Here is a 19,552-nt window from a genome sequence, read left to right on the forward strand (position 1 = left end):
CGGGGACGGGGAGGCGGCGCGGATCACCGGGTGACCTCCTTCAGGAGGCGCTCCCAGTCGTCGAGGAAGCGGGCGAGGCCGTAGCGGGCGAGGGCCGCGGCGCGGGCGCCCTCGCCGACGCGGCGGGCGCTCAGCGGGTCGGCGACGAAATCCCGTACGGCGTCGGCGAGGACGTCGACGCGGTTGGAGACCACGCCCGCGCCGGGTGGCACCGCCTCGGTGACCTCGGTGGTGGCGAGGGCGACGACGGGCATGCCGAGGTGCATGGCCTCCAGCAGGGACAGACCAAGGGACGTCCAGCGCACGGGGTGGACGTAGACCCGGCGGCGGGCCATCTCGGCGTGCAGCCGGGCCTGTGTCAGTTCGTGCGAGCGGCACCGGTCGGCGGGCAGGCCGAGGTGCCCGGCGAGTCCCTCGGTGCCCATGCCGAACACGTCGAGGGGCGCGGCGGCGGCGAACTCCGGCAGCAGGTCGGTGCCGGTGGTACGGCCGCGCCGCACCGGCTCGTTGACGACGACGGCGGCGTGCGGCAGCTCCCCCGTCCACAGCGGGCCGGGGTCGACGATGCCGTGCTCGATGACGGTGGCCGGGGTGGGACCGGCGTCCCACATCAGCCGGTTGAAGTGGGTGACGTGCACGAGGGTGACGCCGGGGAGGTCCGCGGCGGGGTGCCGGGTGTCGGGGACGTCGCCGTGCGGGGCGTTGTGCTCCAGGTAGACCAGGGGCGGGCGGCGGCGCAGCCACCGGTCGACGAGGCCGAGTTCGTGCGGCCGTTGCAGGACGACGACGTCGATGCCCTGCTCGGCCAGGCGCTCCGGCGGCACCTCGACGACCGAGTCGGGCCAGTCGAAGGTGCGGGCGCGGCCCAGTCCGTCGGGTCCGCGGTCCGGGGTGACGGGGACGACGTAGGTGTGCGGTCCCTGTACGAAGGCCGTGGTCCACGACCCGTGCACATGCCACAGCAGGATCCTCATGCCACCTCCACGAGCTTGTCGACCGCGGCGACGACGTCGAGCGCGGTCACGGTGTCCAGGCAGGGATGGCCCGGAACGGGGCAGCGCCGGGCGCGGCTTCCGGCGCACGGGGCGTCCTGGTCGCCGAGCAGCAGGTAGGGCACCCCGTAGGGGCGCCAGCGCTCGGCCGGGACGACCGGCGCGAACAGCGACACCACGGGGGTGCCGACGGCGGCGGCGAGATGGGCGGGTCCGGTGTTGCCGGCGACGACGCAGTCGGCCCCGGCGAGCACCCCGGCGAGGTGCGCGGCGTCGGTGCGGCCGCCGAGGTCGACGGCCCGGTCGCCGGCGACGTACGCGGTGAGGTCGCGCTCGCCCGCGCCGCCGGTGACCACGACGCGCCGTCCGGCGGCGGCGAGTTCCCGTACCGCCTGGGCGCACCGTCCGGGGCTCCAGGCGCGGGCGGGCACGCTGGCGCCGGGGTGGACGACGACGTACGGCTCGTCGCCGGTCAGCGCGCCGGCGGCGGGCGGCGGGAGAACCCGGAGCCGGCCGTCGTCGACGCGGGGGAAGCCGGCGGCCTCCGCGAGGTCCAGCGCGGCCTCGGCCTCGTGGGCGTGCGGGGCGCGGTGGTGGCGCACGTCGAGGAGGCTGCCGGGGTAGTCCTCGCTGTCGGCGGCGACGAAGGGGACGCCGGCCAGCCTTAGCAGCAGCGCGGTGGGCAGCGGGGACTGGTGGTACGAGGTGAGGACCAGCGCGGCGTCGGCGTCGACGGAGGCGACGAGCGCGTCGATGTCCCGTCGGTCCACCGGAGGCGGCTGGAACCCGGTCCACGGCGACTTCCAGACGAGCACGTCGTCCACCCCGGGCAGCAGCCTCGCGGCGGGCACACCGTGCGGCCCGCACAGTAGGGTGACGTGGTCGGCGCGGGCGGCGACGGCCCGTACGGCGGGCCCGGCGAGCAGCACGTCGCCGAAGCTGTCGAGCCGGGTGACGAGGGCTTTCACAGGTACCTCCCGGTCCCGGGCGGCCGTGGTCCCGGGCCGGCGTACCCGGGTCCGGGAGCGGCCCGTCCGGACGGCTCCCCCGCCAGGCCGGCCCGGGCGTACGGACCGGGCGCGGGGTGCTCCTCCCAGGGCGGGCCGTCGAGGATCAGTGTCACGGCGGTGAGCAGGTCCGGCGCCACGTACGGGGCGGCGGCGGTCTCCTCGGGGCGGGTCACCGGCGTGGGGACGAGGACGGCGTGCGCGCCGGCCCGGTGGGCGGCCTCGACGTCGGAGCCGATGTCGCCGACGACGACGCAGTCGGCGGGGTCGGCGCCCAGGCGGCCGGCGGACCGGAGGATCATGCCGGGTCGGGGCTTGCGGCAGGGGCAGCCGTCGTCCGGGCCGTGCGGGCACACGGCCCACGTGTCGAAGGGGCCGAGAAGTTCCTCGACGCGTCCGTTGACGCGGGCGGCGTCGGCCTCGGTGAGCAGCCCGCGGGCGATGCCGGACTGGTTGGTGACGACGCCGGTGCGGATCCCCCGGGCGCGCAGCGCGTCGAGGGCCTCGCGGGCTCCGGCGACGGGGCGCACCCGGCCGGGGTCCGCGTTGTAGGGGACGTCGTGGACCAGGGTGCCGTCCCGGTCGAACAGCACCGCCTTCACGGGGCTCACCGGGCGGGCTCCCGCCAGGACGGGGCGTTGCGGTGGCGCCAGGTGCCGGCCAGCCGGTGCAAGGTCGCGGCGGGCGGGATGACCACGCTGGTGGTGAGGACGGTCACCACCTCGTCGGGGGTGCGCGGGCCGGGCACGATGCGCGAGCGGGCGAACTCGGCGGTGCCGGCCGCCCAGCCGGCCGCGCAGGCGGCGGCGGCCCGGCGGTGTCCGGTGGCGGCGAGGGCGCAGGCGGCGGCTCCGGCGGCGGTGATCGCGGCGTGCCGGCGGATCCGGCCGCGCGGCGCGACCGCCTTGTCCCACCAGTCGGGGCCGTGCAGCCGCCGCATCAGGGCGTCGTCGGCGTGCGCGCGCTGCCGGTGGACCGACGCCCAGCGGGAGGCGGCGCGCACGGGGTGCAGGGTGGTGCGGCAGCCCCTGCGGATGCGCCAGCCGGCGTCGAGGAGCCGCAGCGCGAGGTCGGCGTCCTCGCGGAAGGCGCGGGGGAAGCGTTCGTCGAAGCCGCCGACGCGGCGGAGGGCTTCCGTGCGGTACGCCATGTCGGCGGTGGTCCAGCGGGCGCGGGCGTGTGCGGCGGTGCCGCGCTCCGCGTCGGTGGGGCGGCGCCCGCCGGGCAGCGGCACGGTGATGACGCCCTGCACGCCCGCGGTGTCGGGGGTCGCCTCGTCGAGGTCCTCCAGGAGCTGCGCGCACCAGTGCGGTCCCACCTGGACGTCCTCGTCGACGAAGACCACCCAGGGCTCGGTGACGGCGCGCAGCCCGGTGTTGCGGGCGGCGGCGGGGCCGCGGTTCTCCCCGGTGAGCACGGTGGTGCGGGCGCGCAGGTCTCCGAGGACGGTCAGCGCGTGCTCCAGCGGCGCCGGGTCGGGCTCGGGCTGTTCGGGCCGGTCGTCGACCAGGACGATGCGGTCGGGGCGCGGGCCGTGTGCGGCGGCCAGTGCGGCGAGGCAGTCGGCGAGGGTGTCCCCCACCAGGGTGGGAATCACGACGGCGTACGACGTCATCGCGGGGCCCTCCCTCTGGGCACGGCGTACGGCCCGGCCGCGGTGGGGTGGTTGTGGTTGTGGTGCTGCGGCTCGGGGAACGGGGCGTGGTCACCGGGGTCGTGCATGGGGAGTGGGCTCCGTCCCTGCGTATGAGGAGTGCTGCGGGGTGGCGGGTGCCGCGGCCGAGGCTGACTCAAACCTTTTGACCCAACTCGCCCCGCTCTGCACCAGCGTGCCCCGGGGCGGCGGTCGGCGCAGGTCGGAGGCCGCCTCCCCGGCGACCCGAACCCGAACAAGCGTCACCCTTTCGGCCGACGCCGGCGGCCTTCCGGGGGGCGCGGAGGTCTGCCCACCCGGCACCTCGGTGGCCGCAGGGACACTGCGCAACCCGGCGCCTCAAGGTCCCGCCCGCGCCCACCCGTGCCGCCCTGGGTGCACCTCCCAGGCCCTTAAGGCACTGGAAAAGCGCTTGCACCAACTTGCTCTGCTCATCTCGAGTGCCCTCGACACCACATCGTGTCCGCGCTGGACGCGGCCGCGCGGCTTCTTCAGTCGTCGTTCCCGGCTGAGTGCTGCGGCTGTCGTGTTCGATTCCGGAACTGTGCAGGTGACGAGCCGACTACGCGGCGGAACGCCGTACTGAACGCGCTCTCGGAGAGGTAGCCGGTGGCCTGGGCGAGCTCCGAGATCGAGAGACTGTCGCGGGCGAGCGCGTCACGCGCCAGGCTCATGCGCCATTGGATGAGGTATTCCAAGGGCGGGACGCCGACGTGGCTCTTGAAGGAAGCGGCGAATGCGGAACGTGACATGTGGCTGATGTCGGCGAGCTCCTTCAGTTTCCAGGAGTGGGCCACGTCTGCGTGCATGGCGCGCAGGGCGGCACCGATCCCGTCCTCGTTCAGGGCGCTGAGCCAGCCGGTGGGCCGGTTGGTCTCAGCGGCATGAGCACGCAACATGTGCACGAGCAGGATCTGTGCAAGGTGGTTTTCCACGAGCGGACCGCCTGGGGCGCGGACCCCGATCTCGGTGGCCAGGAGGTCGACCAGCTGCCCGAGCGGTTTGCCATGGGGATCGGTCGCACGAACGGTTACGAGCGCCGGCAGGAGATCGGTCAGGAGAGCCGCGTTCCTGTCGTCGAACGCAATGTCGCCGAGGCAGAGATAGAGGTCCTGTTCTGACTCGGGGCCTATGCGCACGAGCCCGTCCTCGGCGCTCGCCCACGCCGATTCCGCGGGACGCGGGCCGATGTCGAGCGTACTGGCCAGCACGTAGGGCGGAGGGTTGCCGAGCATGAAGGTGTCACCTTCTCGCAGGAACACGGGCTCATGCCCTTCGATGACCAACCAGCACGCACCGCGTACGAGACCCCCGATCCGCACATGCGGGAACGGGGCGAAACGCAAAGCCCAGTCCCCCGTGGCACGAAGACTGGGACCGATCACCGTGTGGGGCCGCAGAAGGCCGATCGCGTCAGCCACCGGATCCCGAAACCCGAGCACCAGCCCTCCTGGACGATACGTAAAGAAACCAAGACTTTGCGTCATGGATTGTATCCCCGATATCGCGCAGTGTGGATTTCGCAAGGATTGGCCGGCGAGTGGAGGAGACAGGACATGGGACAGCAGGAGCGCAAGACGGCGGTCATCACCGGGGGCAGCACCGGTATCGGCCTGGCCACCGCTGTGCGGCTGGCCGATGAGGGCGCGTATGTGTTCATCACCGGTCGGCGTGAGGCCGAACTGAAGGCCGCCGTCGAAACGATCGGTACGGACCGGGCCACCGCGGTCGTCGGGGACATCTCCGAGCCGGAGGACCTGGACCGGCTCTACGAGGCGGTCCAGGCGAGGGGTACGGGTGTGGACGTACTGGTGGCGAACGCGGGGGTCGGTTCCTTTGTGACGCTGGAGGAGACCACCGAGGAACACTTCGACCAGATCTTCGACGTCAACGTCCGCGGCACGGTGTTCACCGTGAAGAAGGCGCTGCCGCTGCTCAAGGACGGGGCCTCGGTCATCCTGGTCGGTTCGACTGCTTCGACCCGTGGCGTGGCCGGCTTCGGCGCGTACTCGGCGTCGAAGGCGGCTGTGCGGGCCTTCGCGCGGGCGTGGTCCGTCGAGCTCAAGGACCGTGACATCCGCGTCAACGTGGTCTCGCCGGCGTGGATCGAGACTCCCGGCGGCATGGCTGTCTTCGGCGACGAGGAGACCATCCGGGCTATCAAGGAGACCGTCGCCGCGACCGTGCCCAAGGGCCGCTTCGGGAGGCCGGAGGAAGCGGCCGCCCTCGTCGCCTTCCTGGCCTCGGAGCAGAGCAGCTACATCGTTGGCGTGGAATTCCACGTCGACGGAGGCGCCAACCAGATCTGAGGCGCACCACGGCGCAGTGCGCGCTCCCTACGGGTCGCGGGCGTTGCCGTCCCGGCTGGAGGGGTTCCGGTCGAAGCGCAGCCGTCGGCCTGGATCGTTCCGGTGAGCCTGCAGGAGTGTGGCCGGATGATCAGATCCGGGCACGTCCAGAACACAGCCCTTCTCTGGCAGGAACACCGTAATGATCAACAACGGCGGCACCCTCGATCCACAGCGCAGGCGCATTCTCCAGGCCCGTGTCGCAGATTTGGAGCGAGTGATTCCGCAGATCAGTGACCCATCAGGCCAGCGGTACTACCAGCGCTTGCACCAACTTGCCCCGCTCATTTCGAGTGCCCTCGACACCAACGAGATGAGCCCCTAAGGGGCGCGGGGAACTGCGCGAGCGGCCACCCGACGGCCCGCACCCGGCGCACAACAGCACCCGGCACCCCGGTCGCCGCACGGGGCGTGAGAACTCTCACAGTATGCAACCGCCCCGTAACAGGGCGCACGGAAGTCGACTATAAACCCCGTGTATAAACGGCGTGTACAGTCCGCGCATGCTTTTTCCGATCAGAAGGATGAAAAGAACGCGCACCGCGTTCCGCACAACGGCAACCGCAGCCGCAGCCGCGATCACCGCACTCACCCTCACCAGCTGCACCCACCTCGACACCACCCCACCCAGCACGGTCCGCGCCACCGACGTGCAGGCCCGCTTCGGCACCGTCGACTGCCGCGAGGCCAAGTGCATCGCGCTCACCTTCGACGCCGGCCCGAGCAAGCACTCCGCGCGCCTGCTCGACATCCTCAAGGAGGAGCAGGTCCCGGCGACCTTCTTCCTCCTCGGCAAACGGCACATCGACACGTACCCGGAGCTGGTGCGGCGGATGGCCGCCGAGGGCCACGAACTGGCGAGCCACACCTGGACCCACCGCATCCTCACCGACCTGGAGCCGGACGAGATACGCGAGGAACTGGTCCGCACCAACGAGGAGATAGAGCGCCTCACCGGCCGCCGCCCCACCCTGATGCGCCCGCCGCAGGGCCGCACCGACGACACCGTGCACGAGATCAGCCGGGAGCTGGGGCTCTCGGAGGTGCTGTGGAGCGTGACGGCGAAGGACTACCAGACCAACGACTCCGACCTGATCACGCGCCGCGTCCTCGACCAGTCCTCCCGCGACGGCATCATCCTGCTGCACGACCTCTACGACGGCACCGTCCCCGCCGTGCCCGGCATCATCGACGCGCTGAAGGCCCGGGGCTACGTGTTCGTGACCGTGCCGCAGCTGCTCGCCCCTGGCAAGGCGGAGCCCGGCGCGGTCTACCGGTGAACGACACGGCCGCCACATGGACGCGCCCCCGGCCGGCCGCCGTTCCCTAAGATCCTCCCGTGGCCACCTTCCAGCTCCACCGCACGGCTCCCCTCCCCCTCGACGAGGCGTGGCGCCGGCTCACCACATGGCCCCGGCACGGCGAGGTGGTCCCGCTGACCCGCGTCACCGTGACCACTCCCCCGCCCACCGCCGAGGGCACCGTCTTCGTCGCCCGCACGGGCCTCGGCCCGCTCGCCTTCGACGACCCGATGGAGGTGACGGTCTGGCGGCCCCCGGCGGGTGACACCCCCGGGTTCTGCCGGCTGGAGAAGCGCGGCCGGGTCGTCACCGGCTGGGCGGAGATCGAGGTGGGCCCCGGCCCCGACGGGCGGGTCGGCGTGGTGTGGCGGGAGAACATCCAGGTGCGTTTCCTGCCGTCCGCCTGCGACGCGCTGCTGGCCCGCGCAGGACACCAGGTGTTCGATCGCGCGATGAACCGGCTGCTGCGGACGGCCTGAACCACCGGTGGCGGAGGTCTCCGCGTCCAAGGGTGTGCCGAAAAGCGGTCGCGCCCCCAGGGGCGGGACCACTACCTTCCCCCTGGCATCTGGACACAACCCGACGACAGGGAGCCTGACATGGGCACCGAGGGCGCACGGACCGACCGCTTGGGCATCCTGCTGGAGCAGTTCGACAAGGCGACGGACATGGCCCGTGCGCGACTGTCGGGACTCGGCGACGAGGAGTACCTCTGGGAGCCGGTCCCCGGGTGCTGGTCGATCCGGCCCCGGGCCGAAGCACGGACGCCCCGGGCGTTCGGCCCCGGCGAGTGGGTGCTCGACCTGGGCGACCCGGACATCCCCGCGAGTGAGTACGCGGAGGTCGCCCGGCAGGCGGCGAGCGGGATGAGCGTCGACAAGATCGCCGAGGACTGGAACGTGAGCGTCGAGCGGGTCGAAGAGGTCCTCGCCCACACCGGGGAGCCGGAGCCCGACGAGACACCGCTCACGACCATCGCGTGGCGGCTGGGGCATGTGCACTACGAGTTCGCGGGCGGCTGGGAGTGGGCCTTCGGCGAACGCGAGCAGGACCCCAAGCTGATGGTCGACTTCAGCCCCTCGGCGGCCGTGACGCTCCGGCGGTTCTGGTCGGCCGTCGACCGCTGGCGGGAGGGGATCGGCGGCGTCACCGAGGAGCAGCTCGACACGATCGGCTTCTCGCAGTACCCCTACGGCTCCGACCCGGACGACCCGTTCATCGGTGTGATCGCGGGAGCCAATCTTGAGTTCATCCACCACATGGCCGAGATCGCGCTGCTCCGTGACCTGTGGCGGATCCGCCACACGCTGTCGGGGAACGCGAGGTAGCGCTCAGGCCACCGAGCCGATGCGGCGTGCCGGGGTCCCGGGGTCGTGGTGGATCGGGGTGTGGGCGCCGGTGAGGGCGGCGCCGCTGCCGCCACGGCGGTCGGCGACGATCTCCGCCGCGATGGACAGGGCCGTCTCCTCCGGGGTCCGGGCGCCGAGGTCGAGACCGATGGGGGACCTGAGGCGGGCCAGTTCCAGGTCGGTGACGCCGGCCTCGCGCAGCCGGGCATTGCGGTCGAGGTGGGTGCGCCGGGAGCCCATCGCGCCGACGTAGGCGACCGGCAGGCGCAGGGCCAGCTTCAGCAGTGGTACGTCGAACTTGGCGTCGTGGGTGAGTACGCACAGCACCGTGCGGGCGTCGACCGTGGTGCGGGCCAGGTACTCGTGCGGCCACTCGACGACGATCTCGTCGGCCTCGGGGAAGCGGGCCCTGGTGGCGAACACGGGGCGCGCGTCGCACACCGTGACGTGGTGGCCGAGGAACGTGCCGACCCGTACCAGCGCGGCCGCGAAGTCGATCGCGCCGAACACGATCATCCGGGGCGGCGGCACGGACGACTCGACCAGCACGGTGAGCGGCGCCCCGCAGCGCGAGCCCCGCTCCCCGATCTCCAGGGAGCCGGTGCGTCCGGCGTCCAGGAAGGCGCCCGCCTCGGCGGCGACCGTGCGGTCCAGGTCCGGGTGGCCGCCGAAGCCACCCTCGTACGTGCCGTCGGGGCGGACCGTGAGCGCGCGGCCCCGCAGGTCGTCCGGGCCGTTCACGATCCGGGCCAGCGCGGCCGTCCGGCCGTGGGCCGCCGCCGCGAGCGCGGAGGCCAGGACGGGGCGGACGGGGTCGGCCGCCCGTACCGGGGTGACCAGGACGTCGATGATCCCGCCGCAGGTGAGACCGACGGCGAAGGCGTCCTCGTCGCTGTAGCCGAAGCGCTCGAGGACGGTCACGCCGTCCTCGAGCGCCCGCAGGCACAGCTCGTACACCGCGCCCTCCACACACCCGCCGGAGACCGAGCCGACCGCCGTGCCGTCGGCGTCGACCGCGAGCGCGGCGCCGGCCCCGCGGGGCGCGCTGCCGCCGACCGACACCACGGTGGCGACGGCGAAGTCACGGCCCCGCGCGACCCACCGGTCCAGCTCCTCGGCGATGTCCAGCATGTCTCGCTCTCCTCAACTGCGGTGATGTGCAAAGGAATCGCGGCCTCAGCGCACGCCCAGCCAGCTCTCGATCGGGGCGAGGGCGAAGAACACCAGGAAGATCAGTGCCAGGCCCCACATGAAGGCGCCGACCTCCCGCGCCCTGCCCTGGCCGGTCTTGACGGCGACGCGGGAGATGACCCCGGCGGCCACGCCCGCGGTGATCGAGTAGGTGAACGGCATGACCACCACGGTCAGGAACACCGGGATCGCGGTGGCGCGGTCGGCCCAGTCGACGTGGCGGGCGTTGGACATCATCATCGCGCCGATCACCACCAGGGCCGCGGCGGCGACCTCCCCCGGCACGATCGCCGTGAGCGGGGTGAAGAACAGGCACGCGGCGAAGAAGAGGCCGGTGACGACGGAGGAGAGGCCGGTGCGGGCCCCCTCGCCCACGCCGGTCGCCGACTCGACGAACACGGTCTGGCCGGAGGCGCCCGCGACCCCGCCGATCGCGCCGCCGGCGCCGTCGATGAACAGCGCCCGGGACAGGCCCGGCATCCGGCCCTTGTCGTCGGCGAGTTTCGCCTCCGTGCCCACGCCGATGATGGTCGCCATCGCGTCGAAGAAGCCCGCCAGCACCAGTGTGAAGACGATCATCCCGACGGTCATCGCGCCGACCTCGCCCCAGCCGCCGAACTCGACGTGCCCGAAGACCGAGAAGTCCGGCATCGACACCGCGCCGCCGTGCAGTTCGGGCGGACCGCTCGCCCACTGCTTCGGATCGACCACGCCGAACGCGTTGAGGGCGACGGCCAGCACGGTGCCGCCGACGATGCCGATGAGGATGGCGCCGGGCACGCCCCGGGCCTGGAGCACGAAGACCGTGAGGAGGGTGACGGCGAACAACAGCACGGGCCATCCCGCGAGTTCGCCCGCCGGGCCGAGGGTGACCGGGGTGGACTCGCCCTGGTGGACGAAGCCGGCCTTGTAGAAGCCGATCAGGGCGATGAACAGGCCGATGCCCATGGTGATCGCGTGCTTCAGGGCGAGCGGGATGGCGTTCATGATCATCTCGCGCAGGCCGGTGACGACCAGGAGCATGATGACCACGCCGTACATCACGCACATGCCCATCGCCTGCGGCCAGGTCATCTGCGGGGCGACCTGCGAGGCGAGGACGCCGGAGACGGAGAGGCCGGCGGCGAGAGCGAGGGGCACCTTGCCGAAGAAGCCCATGAGCAGCGTGCTGAGGGCGGCGGCGAAGGCGGTGGCCGTGATGAGGGCGGTGGCGGCGAGGGTGTTCCCGGCGGCGTCCTTGCCGGACAGGATCAGGGGGTTGAGCAGGAGGATGTACGCCATCGTCATGAAGGTGGTGGTGCCGCCGCGCACCTCGCGGGCGACGGTCGATCCTCTGTGGGTGATGTGGAAGTAGCGGTCCAGCCAGGACCGTCCTGCCGGGACGCGGGATCCTGTTCCCGCGTCCTCGGCCGTGGTCGTCGGTTGCAGTGACTGTTGGGTCATGTGGGCCTGCTCCCAAGGTTCATAGGGGCACCCAGGCGTCTCCGTGGGCGGGGACGACGGGATTTGGGGAGGTGCACGACCCGGGGGACGGCCCGAGACGAACGAGGTGACGCCTGAACGGCGTTGGTGTGCCGCTGCGCCCACCCGTACCGGCGTAGGAGGTCCCCCTCCCAGGCCTTCAAGGCACTGGGGGAGGCACGACTGCCCGCAGCGGCGGCTCGCCGTGTGGCGCCGGTACTGCCCGCAGCGGCGGGCGACTTGAGGGCGTCAGCCCTCCATCGTCACCGTGAGGTGTTCCGGGCGGACCGGGGTTCTGTCGAGGTCCAGGCCTGTCGCGGCTCGGATCGCTGACAGGACCGCCGGGGTCGAGGACAGGGTGGGGGCCTCGCCGATGCCGCGCAGGCCGTACGGCGCGTGGTCGTCGGCGAGTTCGAGCACGTCGACCGGGATGGTCGGGGTGTCGAGGATCGTCGGGATGAGGTAGTCCGTGAAGGACGGGTTCCGTACCTTCGCGGTCTTCGGGTCGACGACGATCTCCTCCATGACGGCCACGCCCAGCCCCTGGGTCGTACCACCCTGGATCTGGCCGACGACCGACAGCGGGTTGAGCGCCTTGCCGACGTCCTGCGCGCACGCCAGTTCGATCACCTTCACCAGGCCGAGTTCGGTGTCGACCTCGACGACGGCGCGGTGTGCGGCGAAGGAGTACTGGACGTGTCCGTTGCCCTGGCCGGTGCGCAGGTCGAAGGGCTCGGTGGGCCGGTGCCTCCACTCCTCCTCGACCTCGACGGCCTCGTCGCCGAGGACGTCCGCCAGGTCGGCGAGGACCTCGCCGCCGTCGGTGACGACCTTGCCGCCCTCCAGGAGGAGTTCGGCGTTGGCCCAGGCGGGGTGGTAGGAGCCCAGCTTGCGCCGGCCCAGGTCGAGGACCTTCTCCCTGACCAGCTCGCAGGCGTGTCTGACCGCGCCGCCGGTGACGTACGTCTGACGGGACGCGGACGTCGAACCGGCCGAGCCGACACGGGTGTCGGCCGGGTGGATCGTCACCTGGGTGACGCCCAGCTCGGTGCGGGCGATCTGGGCGTGGACGGTGACGCCGCCCTGGCCGACCTCGGCCATCGCCGTGTGCACCGTGGCGACCGCGTCGCCGCCGACCACCTCCATGCGGACGCGGGCGGTGGAGTAGTCGTCGAAGCCCTCGGAGAAGCCGACGTTCTTGATGCCGACCGCGTAGCCGACGCCCCGGACGACGCCCTCGCCGTGTGTGGTGTTGGACAGGCCGCCGGGGAGCTGGCGCACGTCGGCGCCCTCGCTGGACTCCCACTGGCGCTCGGGCGGCAGGGGCATCGCCTTGACGCGGCGCAGGAGTTCGGCGACCGGCGCCGGGGAGTCGACGGGCTGGCCGGTCGGCAGGAGCGTGCCCTGTTCCATGGCGTTGCGCTGCCGCAGCTCCACCGGATCCATGCCGAGGCGCGCCGCCAGCTTGTCCATCTGCGCCTCGTAGGCGAAGCACGCCTGGACCGCGCCGAAGCCGCGCATCGCGCCGCAGGGCGGGTTGTTGGTGTACAGGGCGATGGCCTCGATGTCGACGTCGTCCACGGCGTACGGCCCGACGCCGAGCGAGGAGGCGTTGCCGACCACGGCCGGGGAGGCGGAGGCGTACGCGCCGCCGTCGAGGACGATGCGGGCCTTGACGTGGGTCAGCCTGCCGTCCGCGGTGGCGCCGTGCTCGTAGTGCAGCTTGGCGGGGTGGCGGTGGACATGGCCGAAGAAGGACTCGAAGCGGTTGTAGACGATCTTGACGGGTTTGCCGGTGCGCAGGGCGAGCAGGCAGGCGTGGATCTGCATGGACAGGTCCTCGCGTCCGCCGAACGCGCCGCCGACGCCGGCCAGGGTCATGCGCACCTTGTCCTCGGGCAGGCCGAGCACGGGTGCGATCTGGCGCAGGTCGGAGTGGAGCCACTGGGTGGCGATGTAGAGGTGGACGCCGCCGTCCTCCTCGGGCACGGCGAGGCCGGACTCGGGGCCGAGGAAGGCCTGGTCCTGCATGCCGAAGGTGTACTCGCCCTCGACGATCACGTCGGCCCGCTCCCTGGCCGCCGCGACGTCGCCGCGCACGATGGGCTGGCGGTGCACGATGTTGGGGTGCGGGACGTGGCCGATGTGGTGGTCGTCGCGGTGCTCGTGGAGGAGGACGGCGTCCGGGGCGGTCGCGGAGGCCTCGTCGGTGATCACCGGCAGTTCGCGGTAGTCCACCTTGATCTTCGCGGCGGCGCGACGGGCCGTCTCCGGGTGGTCGGCGGCGACGATCGCGACCGGTTCGCCGTGGTGACGGACCTTGCCGTGGGCGAGGACGGGGGTGTCCTGGATCTCCAGGCCGTAGTGCTTCACCCCGGTGGGCAGGTCGTCGTACGTCATGACGGCGTACACGCCCGGGGTGGCGAGGGCCTCGGCGGTGTCGATGGAGACGATCTCGGCGTGGGCGACGGTGGAGCGCAGGATCTGCCCCCAGAGCATGTCCTCGTGCCACATGTCGGACGAGTACGCGAACTCGCCGGTGACCTTGAGGGTGCCGTCGGGGCGAAGGGTGGACTCGCCGATGCCGCCCTTGGTGCCCGAGCCTTGTGTGATCTTCGTGGGTACACCGTTCGTGGGCATGCTCAGACCCCCTCGGACTGGCGGGCGGCCGCGAGGCGGACCGCGTCCATGATCGTCTCGTAGCCGGTGCAGCGGCACAGGTTGCCGGACAGCGCCTCGCGGATGTCCGCGTCGGACGGGTTGGGGTTGCGCTCCAGCATCTCGTCGGCGGCGACCAGCAGCCCCGGCGTGCAGAAGCCGCACTGGACGGCGCCGGCGTCGATGAACGCCTGCTGCACGGGCGACAGTTCGGTGTCCCCGCCGGCCTGCGAGTCGGTGCCCTGCGCCCGCCACCCCTTGGCCTCGTCCAGGGAGGTGCCGCACGTGCCGCCGGTGCCGCAGGCGCGCTGCCGGGCGAAGTCCGCCAGGCCCTCCACGGTGACGACCTCGCGGCCCTCGGCCTGCCCCGCCGCGACGAGACAGGAGCACACGGGCACGCCGTCGAGCCGTACCGTGCACGACCCGCACTCGCCCTGCTCGCAGGCGTTCTTGGAGCCGGGCAGGCCGAGGCGCTCGCGCAGCACGTAGAGCAGGCTCTCGCCCTCCCAGACGTCGTCGGCTTCCTGGGGGCGTCCGTTGACGGTGAAGTTGAGGCGCATTACGCGGCTCCCTCCGTGGTGCGGTGGGCGCCGCGGTACGACTCCCAGGTCCAGGTCAGGGTGCGTCGGGCCATGACGCCGACCGCGTGACGGCGGTAGTTCGCGGTGCCGCGCACGTCGTCGATGGGGTTGCAGGCGGCGGCGCACAGATCGGCGAACTGCTTGGCGACGGACGGGGTGACGATCTTCCCGTTGTCCCAGAAGCCGCCCTCCTGCAGGGCCGCGTTGAGGAAGTCCTCGGCGGCCCGGGCCCGTACGGGGGTCGGGGCGGCCGAACCGATGCCGGTGCGGACCGTACGCGTGCGCGGGTGCAGGGCGAGCCCGAAGGCGCACACGGCGATGACCATGGCGTTGCGGGTGCCGACCTTGGAGTACTGCTGGGGCCCGTCGGCCTTGTCGATGTGGACGGCGCGGATCAGCTCGTCGGGCGCGAGCGCGTTGCGCTTCACGCCGGTGTAGAAGTCGTCGATGGGGATGCGGCGCGAACCGCGCACGGACTCGACCTCGACCTCGGCGCCGGCGGCGAGCAGTGCCGGGTGGGCGTCGCCGGCCGGGGAGGCGGTGCCGAGGTTGCCGCCGACGCCGCCGCGGTTGCGGATCTGCGGGGAGGCGACCGTGTGGGAGGCGAGGGCGAGGCCCGGCAGCTCGGTGCGCAGGTGCTCCATGATCGTCGAGTAGGGGACGGAGGCACCGAGCCGTACGCTGTCCTCGCCGACCTCCCATTCGTACAGATCACCGATGCGGGTGAGGTCCATCAGGTACTCGGGACGGCGGTGGTCGAAGTTGATCTCGACCATCACGTCGGTGCCACCCGCAATCGGCACAGCGGTGGGGTGCTCGGCCTTCGCGGCGAGCGCCTCCTCCCAGCTGGCGGGGCGAAGGAAGTCCATGACCGGCTCTCTTCTTCGTCTCGTGGGGCGTACAGATTGAGCCAATCCGTGTGCGGCGGGCCCGGCTCGTTCATGCGGTGTTCACGCGGAGTGCGCCCAGTACACCGCCGCGTACTCCGCCCGGGTCAGTCACGGAAACCATGAAGGAGTTGGCTGGCCATCGCGGGCATCTTGTAGATTCGTATGAACGGAGAGCCTCAGTAACCTCCCTGTCTTCCCACAGAAACAGAGAAGTGGACCAGGGAGCGGTAGACCTCGCTGATCGGCCACCCCACGGGCCTCCCGGAACCATCCCTTCATTGCCTCACGGCTACCGAGACAAGGAAACGGCGGCGACGAGAATGCGGCTGCGCGCACTGCTGGACACCGACGCGCTGGGCCTGAAGCTGCTCGGCGGCGAGGACGAGCTGGACCGCGGTGTGCGGGGCGTGATGACCACCGACCTGCGGGACCCCAGCCGCTACCTCGCGGGCGGCGAGCTGGTGCTGACCGGACTGGCCTGGCGCCGCGACGCCGCCGACTCCGAGCCGTTCGTACGGATCCTGGTGCAGGCCGGGGTGGCCGCGCTGGCGGCCGGCGAGGCGGAGCTGGGGGACGTCCCGGACGACCTGGTCGTGGCGTGCGCGCGGCACCGGCTGCCGCTGTTCGCGGTGCACGAGTCGGTGGCCTTCGCGACCATCACCGAGCACGTGGTGCGGCAGGTGTCCGGCGAGCGCGCCGGGGACTTGGCGGCCGTGGTGGACCGGCACCGGCGGATGATGACCTCCGGCCCGGCCGGTGGCGGCCCCGACGTGGTCCTGGACCTGCTCGGCTCCGACCTGGACCTGCGGGCCTGGGTGCTGTCGCCGACCGGCCGGCTGATCGCGGCGCCGAAGGAGCACGCGGGGGCGCGCGGGGCCGCGCCCGCGCTGTCCGCCGAGGCGTGCGCGCGGCTCGCCGCGGAGCACCTGGCCGCGGTGCGCACCGGGCGGCGCGGGCCGCACCGGGTGGTGCTGGGCCAGACGACGTACAGCCTGTTCCCGGTGCGCGGCAGCGGGCACGCCCCGTCCCCGGCGCGGGAGGGCCGCGAGACGGCGCTGTCGGACTGGCTGCTGGCGGTCGAGGCGGACGCCGGGGACTGGGCCGAGGAGCGGCTGGACCTGCTGCAGGGCGTCACCCAGCTGATCGCCGTCGAGCGGGACCGCCGGGACGCGGCGCGCACGGTGCGGCGCCGGCTGGCGCAGGAGGTGCTGGAGCTGGTGCAGACGGGCGCCGCGCCCGCGGAGATCGCGGCGCGGCTGAGGGTGGCCGCGCCGGTGCTGCTGCCCGGTCTCGGCACCGCCCCGCACTGGCAGGTGGTGGTCGCCCGGGTCGAGTGGGAGGACGGGGCCGACGACGCCGGCGCGGTGACGCGGGCGCTCCTGGAGGAGATCCTGGTCGACCCGGCGTCGACCGGAACCGAGCCGTCCGACCGGATCGCGGTGGCGCACACCGGGGACGAGGCGATCGCGCTGGTCCCGCTGCCCTCGGTGACCGGCGAGCACGACGACGGCGGCCCCGGGGTGCTCGCCGACGCGCTGCTGGAGTCCGTGCGCGGCCCGCTGACCGAGGGGCTGGACGGCGACGGCCGGCTCACCGTGGGCGTGTCCGCCGCGGTGCACTCGGCCGAAGGGCTGCGCGGGGCGCTGGAGGAGGCGCGGCACGCGCGGCGGGTGGCGGCGGCCCGTCCCGGCCGGGTGTGCGCGGCCGGGCACCAGGAGCTGGCCTCGCACGTGCTGCTGCTGCCGTTCGTCCCCGACGACGTGCGCCGCGCGTTCACCGCCCGGCTGCTGGACCCGCTGCGCGAGTACGACCGGCGGCACCGCGCCGAGCTGATCCCCACTCTGGAGGCGTTCCTCGACAGCGACGGCTCGTGGACCCGGTGCGCGTCCCGTCTCCACCTGCACGTCAACACGCTGCGCTACCGCGTCGGCCGTATCGAGCAGTTGACGGGCCGTGACCTGTCGCGCCTGGAGGACAAGCTGGACTTCTTCCTGGCGCTGCGGATGAGCTGAGCCCGCACTCGGACTCCCCCGTTCCGGTCCGCGGCCCATGACTTTGTGAAATCCTTCACCCGCCCTCTTGGCCGGGCCCGGTGGTTCGTGCTGAGATGCGGCCACCACTCAACAGCTCGATGGCGTGCTCGGGGAGGGCAACGTGGCGCATACCGCCATGTCCGGTGACGGAACGACCGCCGATGACGATCCCCTCCAGACGGCGGTGTGGCGGCTGCGCTCCCGCGCCTGCTGGGTGGACGCGGCCGCACTGCTCACCCCCACCACCCCCCATACGTCCCTGCAGCGGGCCTCGCTGCTGGTGGAGCGGTGCCTCTACACGCAGGCCGGGTGGGAGGACGCGGAGGACGCCCTGCGCACGGCCGAGGCGTTGGCGCACACCGACGACGAGCGGGGCGCCGCCGCTTGTGAACGCGGGTACTTGGCCTACGCCGCCACGCTGTTCCAGGTCAGGGACCGGGCCGACGAGGCGCGCGCCGCGCTCGGCCGGGCGGCGGCGCTGATCGCGCCGGGCGCGGCGGGACGGGCGCTGCTGGACTTCCGCCGGGGGCTCATCGCGGAGAACCTCACCCGCTCGCCGCAGGCGGCGCGGGCGGCCTACCGGCGGGCCCACGCGGGCGCCACCGCCCACCCCGACCCGCTGCTGCTCTCCGCCACCTGGCGCCACCTCGCCGGACTCGCGCTGCGCGAGGGCGAGTTGAAGGAGGCCCGGCACGGGTTCGCGGAATCGCTGCGGATCCGCGAGGAGCTGGGCTACCTCGTCGGTACGGCGCCCGCGCTGGTGTCCCTGGCGGACACGGAGACGGAGACGGAGGCGTCGCGGCTGCGCGAGGAGGCCCGTCGGCTGTTCCGCCTCCTGGGCGGCGTCCCCACCTGGCTCGCCCACCGCCTCGCCCCACCGGAGACGGACGCGGCCACGGCGTGAGGCCCCTGACGGGTGCCTCGTTCGGGTGAACCGGGGGTCGAGCGCGTTCCGGGATCCGGGACTCGCCGCGCCCACCCGGGGACGTCCGCGGAACCCGGCTCAAGGCACCCGAGCGGGTTCAACGCCCCAGGACGCGGGGCACCTGGGAGGCCGTTCGAGGATGCGGCGCGCGGGGATCCGGGGTGCGGGGCGCTCGCGGCGCGTCCGAGGGGCCGGGGCGCCCGGAGGTCCGTGCGAGGGGCCGGGGCGCCCGGGAGGTCCGTGCGAGGGGCCGGTGCTCGATGCAGCCAGGGCTGTCGGAGGGTGCCCCCTCCTACTCCGCCCCGTCGAAGTGCTCCCCCACCAGTGCGCGCACCTCGTCCAGGTCGCCCGCGATCAGCGCGTCGAGGAGCGCGGTGTGTTCGTGGGCGTCCGCGATCAGTTCGGCGCGGCTGCCGCCGCCGGGGGCGCCGCCCACCAGCGGCCACTGGGCTCGGCGGTGCAACTCCTCGGCGATGCCGACCAGTTGTTCGTTGCCGGCGAGGGCCAGCACCGCACTGTGGAAGGCGCGGTCGGCGTCGGCGTACGTGGCGCGGCAGCCGGAGGACGCGGCGCGGACGGTGGCCTCGGCGAGCGGCCGGAGCCCCGCCCACCGTTCGGCCGGCACGGTACGGGCGAGCCGCAGCATCACCGGCACCTCGATCAGCGCCCGGACCTCCGCCAGCTCGGCGATCTCCCGCGCGCCCCGCTCGACGACCCGGAAGCCGCGGTTGGGGACGACCTCGACCGCGCCCTCCTGGGTGAGCTGCTGCATGGCCTCACGGACGGGCGTCGCCGAGACGCCGAACCGCTCGGCCAGGACGGGCGCCGAGTAGACCTCGCCGGGCCGCAGGTCGCCGGAGACGAGCGCGGTGCGCAGGGCGGCCAGGACCTGGCCGCGCACGGACGACCGCTGGACGGCGTGCCGGGGCCGGGCAAGGGCGGGCTCGCCGTGCGTGTGCTCACCGCGCGCGGAGCCGCCGTTCTCGGGACCGGCGAGCCGGTCGCGCCCTGTGTCGCGGCGCCGGTCCGCGTCGGAGGCCGCGGGCTGGGCGGGCACCCGGCAGCGGCCCTGCGCGGCGGGGGTGGCGGCGACCGCCTCCTCCGTCCCGGCGGAGCCCGTGCCCTCCTTCACAAGGTCCTCCAGCGGACGTGTCGGTACTTG

Annotated in this window: 17 protein-coding genes; 6 read left to right on the forward strand and 11 right to left on the reverse strand. The window is 73.0% G+C overall.

The window, feature by feature from the left end:
• Window positions 1-23 precede the first annotated feature (23 nt).
• The 5 genes from B100_RS0108425 to B100_RS0108445 form a co-directional block, all read right to left on the reverse strand.
• Entirely contained in the window at window positions 24-974 is a 951-nt protein-coding gene (locus B100_RS0108425) for a glycosyltransferase (protein WP_024884001.1), read from the reverse strand.
• Window positions 971-1,960, reverse strand: coding sequence for a glycosyltransferase family 9 protein (locus B100_RS0108430; RefSeq protein WP_024884002.1), 990 nt, complete (start codon window positions 1,958-1,960; stop codon window positions 971-973). The genes B100_RS0108425 and B100_RS0108430 overlap by 4 nt, the downstream gene beginning before the upstream one ends.
• Window positions 1,957-2,610, reverse strand: a complete 654-nt coding sequence (locus B100_RS0108435) for an HAD family hydrolase (protein WP_024884003.1) — start codon at window positions 2,608-2,610, stop codon at window positions 1,957-1,959. The genes B100_RS0108430 and B100_RS0108435 overlap by 4 nt, the downstream gene beginning before the upstream one ends.
• Window positions 2,607-3,614 carry a glycosyltransferase gene (locus tag B100_RS0108440; protein ID WP_024884004.1) on the reverse strand — a complete coding sequence of 336 codons (1,008 nt, stop codon included), beginning with the start codon at window positions 3,612-3,614 and terminating at the stop codon, window positions 2,607-2,609. Before B100_RS0108440 ends, B100_RS0108435 begins: the two co-directional genes overlap by 4 nt.
• 530 nt (window positions 3,615-4,144) lie before the next feature.
• Window positions 4,145-5,140 carry an AraC family transcriptional regulator gene (locus tag B100_RS0108445; protein WP_486585603.1) on the reverse strand — a complete coding sequence of 332 codons (996 nt, stop codon included), beginning with the start codon at window positions 5,138-5,140 and terminating at the stop codon, window positions 4,145-4,147.
• Window positions 5,141-5,209: 69 nt separating this feature from the next.
• Between B100_RS0108445 and B100_RS0108450 the strand changes: the two genes are divergently transcribed.
• The 4 genes from B100_RS0108450 (at window position 5,210) to B100_RS0108470 (ending at window position 8,630) form a co-directional block, all read left to right on the forward strand.
• Window positions 5,210-5,962, forward strand: a complete 753-nt coding sequence (locus tag B100_RS0108450) for an SDR family oxidoreductase (protein WP_024884006.1) — start codon at window positions 5,210-5,212, stop codon at window positions 5,960-5,962.
• A 563-nt stretch (window positions 5,963-6,525) separates the two neighbouring features.
• Entirely contained in the window at window positions 6,526-7,281 is a 756-nt protein-coding gene (locus tag B100_RS0108460; RefSeq protein WP_037722516.1) for a polysaccharide deacetylase family protein, read from the forward strand.
• Window positions 7,282-7,340: 59 nt separating this feature from the next.
• Entirely contained in the window at window positions 7,341-7,781 is a 441-nt protein-coding gene (locus B100_RS0108465; RefSeq protein WP_024884009.1) for a hypothetical protein, read from the forward strand.
• A 120-nt stretch (window positions 7,782-7,901) separates the two neighbouring features.
• The gene (locus B100_RS0108470; protein ID WP_024884010.1) at window positions 7,902-8,630 is read left to right on the forward strand and encodes a DinB family protein; all 729 of its coding nucleotides are present in this window, start codon (window positions 7,902-7,904) and stop codon (window positions 8,628-8,630) included.
• 3 nt (window positions 8,631-8,633) lie between these two features.
• Here B100_RS0108470 and B100_RS0108475 read toward each other — a convergent pair whose 3' ends face one another.
• The 5 genes from B100_RS0108475 to B100_RS0108495 all read right to left on the reverse strand — a co-directional run bounded on the left by B100_RS0108475 (window position 8,634) and on the right by B100_RS0108495 (window position 15,411).
• The gene (locus B100_RS0108475) at window positions 8,634-9,782 is read right to left on the reverse strand and encodes an XdhC/CoxI family protein (RefSeq protein ID WP_024884011.1); all 1,149 of its coding nucleotides are present in this window, start codon (window positions 9,780-9,782) and stop codon (window positions 8,634-8,636) included.
• Between the two features lie 45 nt (window positions 9,783-9,827).
• Window positions 9,828-11,285 (reverse strand): NCS2 family permease, encoded by a 1,458-nt coding sequence (locus tag B100_RS0108480; protein ID WP_024884012.1) that lies wholly within the window; start codon window positions 11,283-11,285, stop codon window positions 9,828-9,830.
• Between the two features lie 267 nt (window positions 11,286-11,552).
• Entirely contained in the window at window positions 11,553-13,943 is a 2,391-nt protein-coding gene (gene pucD / locus B100_RS0108485) for a xanthine dehydrogenase subunit D (protein WP_024884013.1), read from the reverse strand.
• 2 nt (window positions 13,944-13,945) lie between these two features.
• A complete protein-coding gene (locus B100_RS0108490; protein WP_024884014.1) occupies window positions 13,946-14,521 on the reverse strand; it encodes a (2Fe-2S)-binding protein in 576 nt (191 codons plus the stop codon).
• Window positions 14,521-15,411 carry an FAD binding domain-containing protein gene (locus tag B100_RS0108495; protein ID WP_024884015.1) on the reverse strand — a complete coding sequence of 297 codons (891 nt, stop codon included), beginning with the start codon at window positions 15,409-15,411 and terminating at the stop codon, window positions 14,521-14,523. Before B100_RS0108495 ends, B100_RS0108490 begins: the two co-directional genes overlap by 1 nt.
• A 341-nt stretch (window positions 15,412-15,752) precedes the next feature.
• Here B100_RS0108495 and B100_RS0108500 point away from each other — a divergent pair, with 341 nt between their 5' ends.
• Both B100_RS0108500 and B100_RS0108505 read left to right on the forward strand, forming a co-directional pair.
• Window positions 15,753-17,444 (forward strand): PucR family transcriptional regulator, encoded by a 1,692-nt coding sequence (locus B100_RS0108500; protein WP_024884016.1) that lies wholly within the window; start codon window positions 15,753-15,755, stop codon window positions 17,442-17,444.
• 157 nt (window positions 17,445-17,601) lie between these two features.
• Window positions 17,602-18,369, forward strand: coding sequence for a hypothetical protein (locus B100_RS0108505; protein WP_037722517.1), 768 nt, complete (start codon window positions 17,602-17,604; stop codon window positions 18,367-18,369).
• A 313-nt stretch (window positions 18,370-18,682) separates the two neighbouring features.
• Here B100_RS0108505 and B100_RS0108510 read toward each other — a convergent pair whose 3' ends face one another.
• A complete protein-coding gene (locus B100_RS0108510) occupies window positions 18,683-19,522 on the reverse strand; it encodes a GntR family transcriptional regulator (RefSeq protein ID WP_024884018.1) in 840 nt (279 codons plus the stop codon).
• Between the last annotated feature and the right edge of the window lie 30 nt (window positions 19,523-19,552).

It is taken from the genome of Streptomyces sp. CNH189, from assembly GCF_000527195.1.

Bases quoted from the DNA above. Each gene is read 5' to 3' on its own strand.
- B100_RS0108440 (WP_024884004.1), bottom strand. From the start codon at position 3,614: ATGACGTCGTACGCCGTCGTGATTCCCACCCTGGTGGGGGACACCCTC.
- B100_RS0108495 (WP_024884015.1), bottom strand. From the start codon at position 15,411: ATGGACTTCCTTCGCCCCGCCAGCTGGGAGGAGGCGCTCGCCGCGAAG.
- B100_RS0108450 (WP_024884006.1), top strand. From the start codon at position 5,210: ATGGGACAGCAGGAGCGCAAGACGGCGGTCATCACCGGGGGCAGCACC.
- B100_RS0108490 (WP_024884014.1), bottom strand. From the start codon at position 14,521: ATGCGCCTCAACTTCACCGTCAACGGACGCCCCCAGGAAGCCGACGAC.
- B100_RS0108425 (WP_024884001.1), bottom strand. From the start codon at position 974: ATGAGGATCCTGCTGTGGCATGTGCACGGGTCGTGGACCACGGCCTTC.
- B100_RS0108505 (WP_037722517.1), top strand. From the start codon at position 17,602: ATGTCCGGTGACGGAACGACCGCCGATGACGATCCCCTCCAGACGGCG.
- B100_RS0108500 (WP_024884016.1), top strand. From the start codon at position 15,753: ATGCGGCTGCGCGCACTGCTGGACACCGACGCGCTGGGCCTGAAGCTG.
- pucD (WP_024884013.1), bottom strand. From the start codon at position 13,943: ATGCCCACGAACGGTGTACCCACGAAGATCACACAAGGCTCGGGCACC.
- B100_RS0108470 (WP_024884010.1), top strand. From the start codon at position 7,902: ATGGGCACCGAGGGCGCACGGACCGACCGCTTGGGCATCCTGCTGGAG.
- B100_RS0108460 (WP_037722516.1), top strand. From the start codon at position 6,526: ATGAAAAGAACGCGCACCGCGTTCCGCACAACGGCAACCGCAGCCGCA.
- B100_RS0108475 (WP_024884011.1), bottom strand. From the start codon at position 9,782: ATGCTGGACATCGCCGAGGAGCTGGACCGGTGGGTCGCGCGGGGCCGT.
- B100_RS0108445 (WP_486585603.1), bottom strand. From the start codon at position 5,140: ATGACGCAAAGTCTTGGTTTCTTTACGTATCGTCCAGGAGGGCTGGTG.
- B100_RS0108480 (WP_024884012.1), bottom strand. From the start codon at position 11,285: ATGACCCAACAGTCACTGCAACCGACGACCACGGCCGAGGACGCGGGA.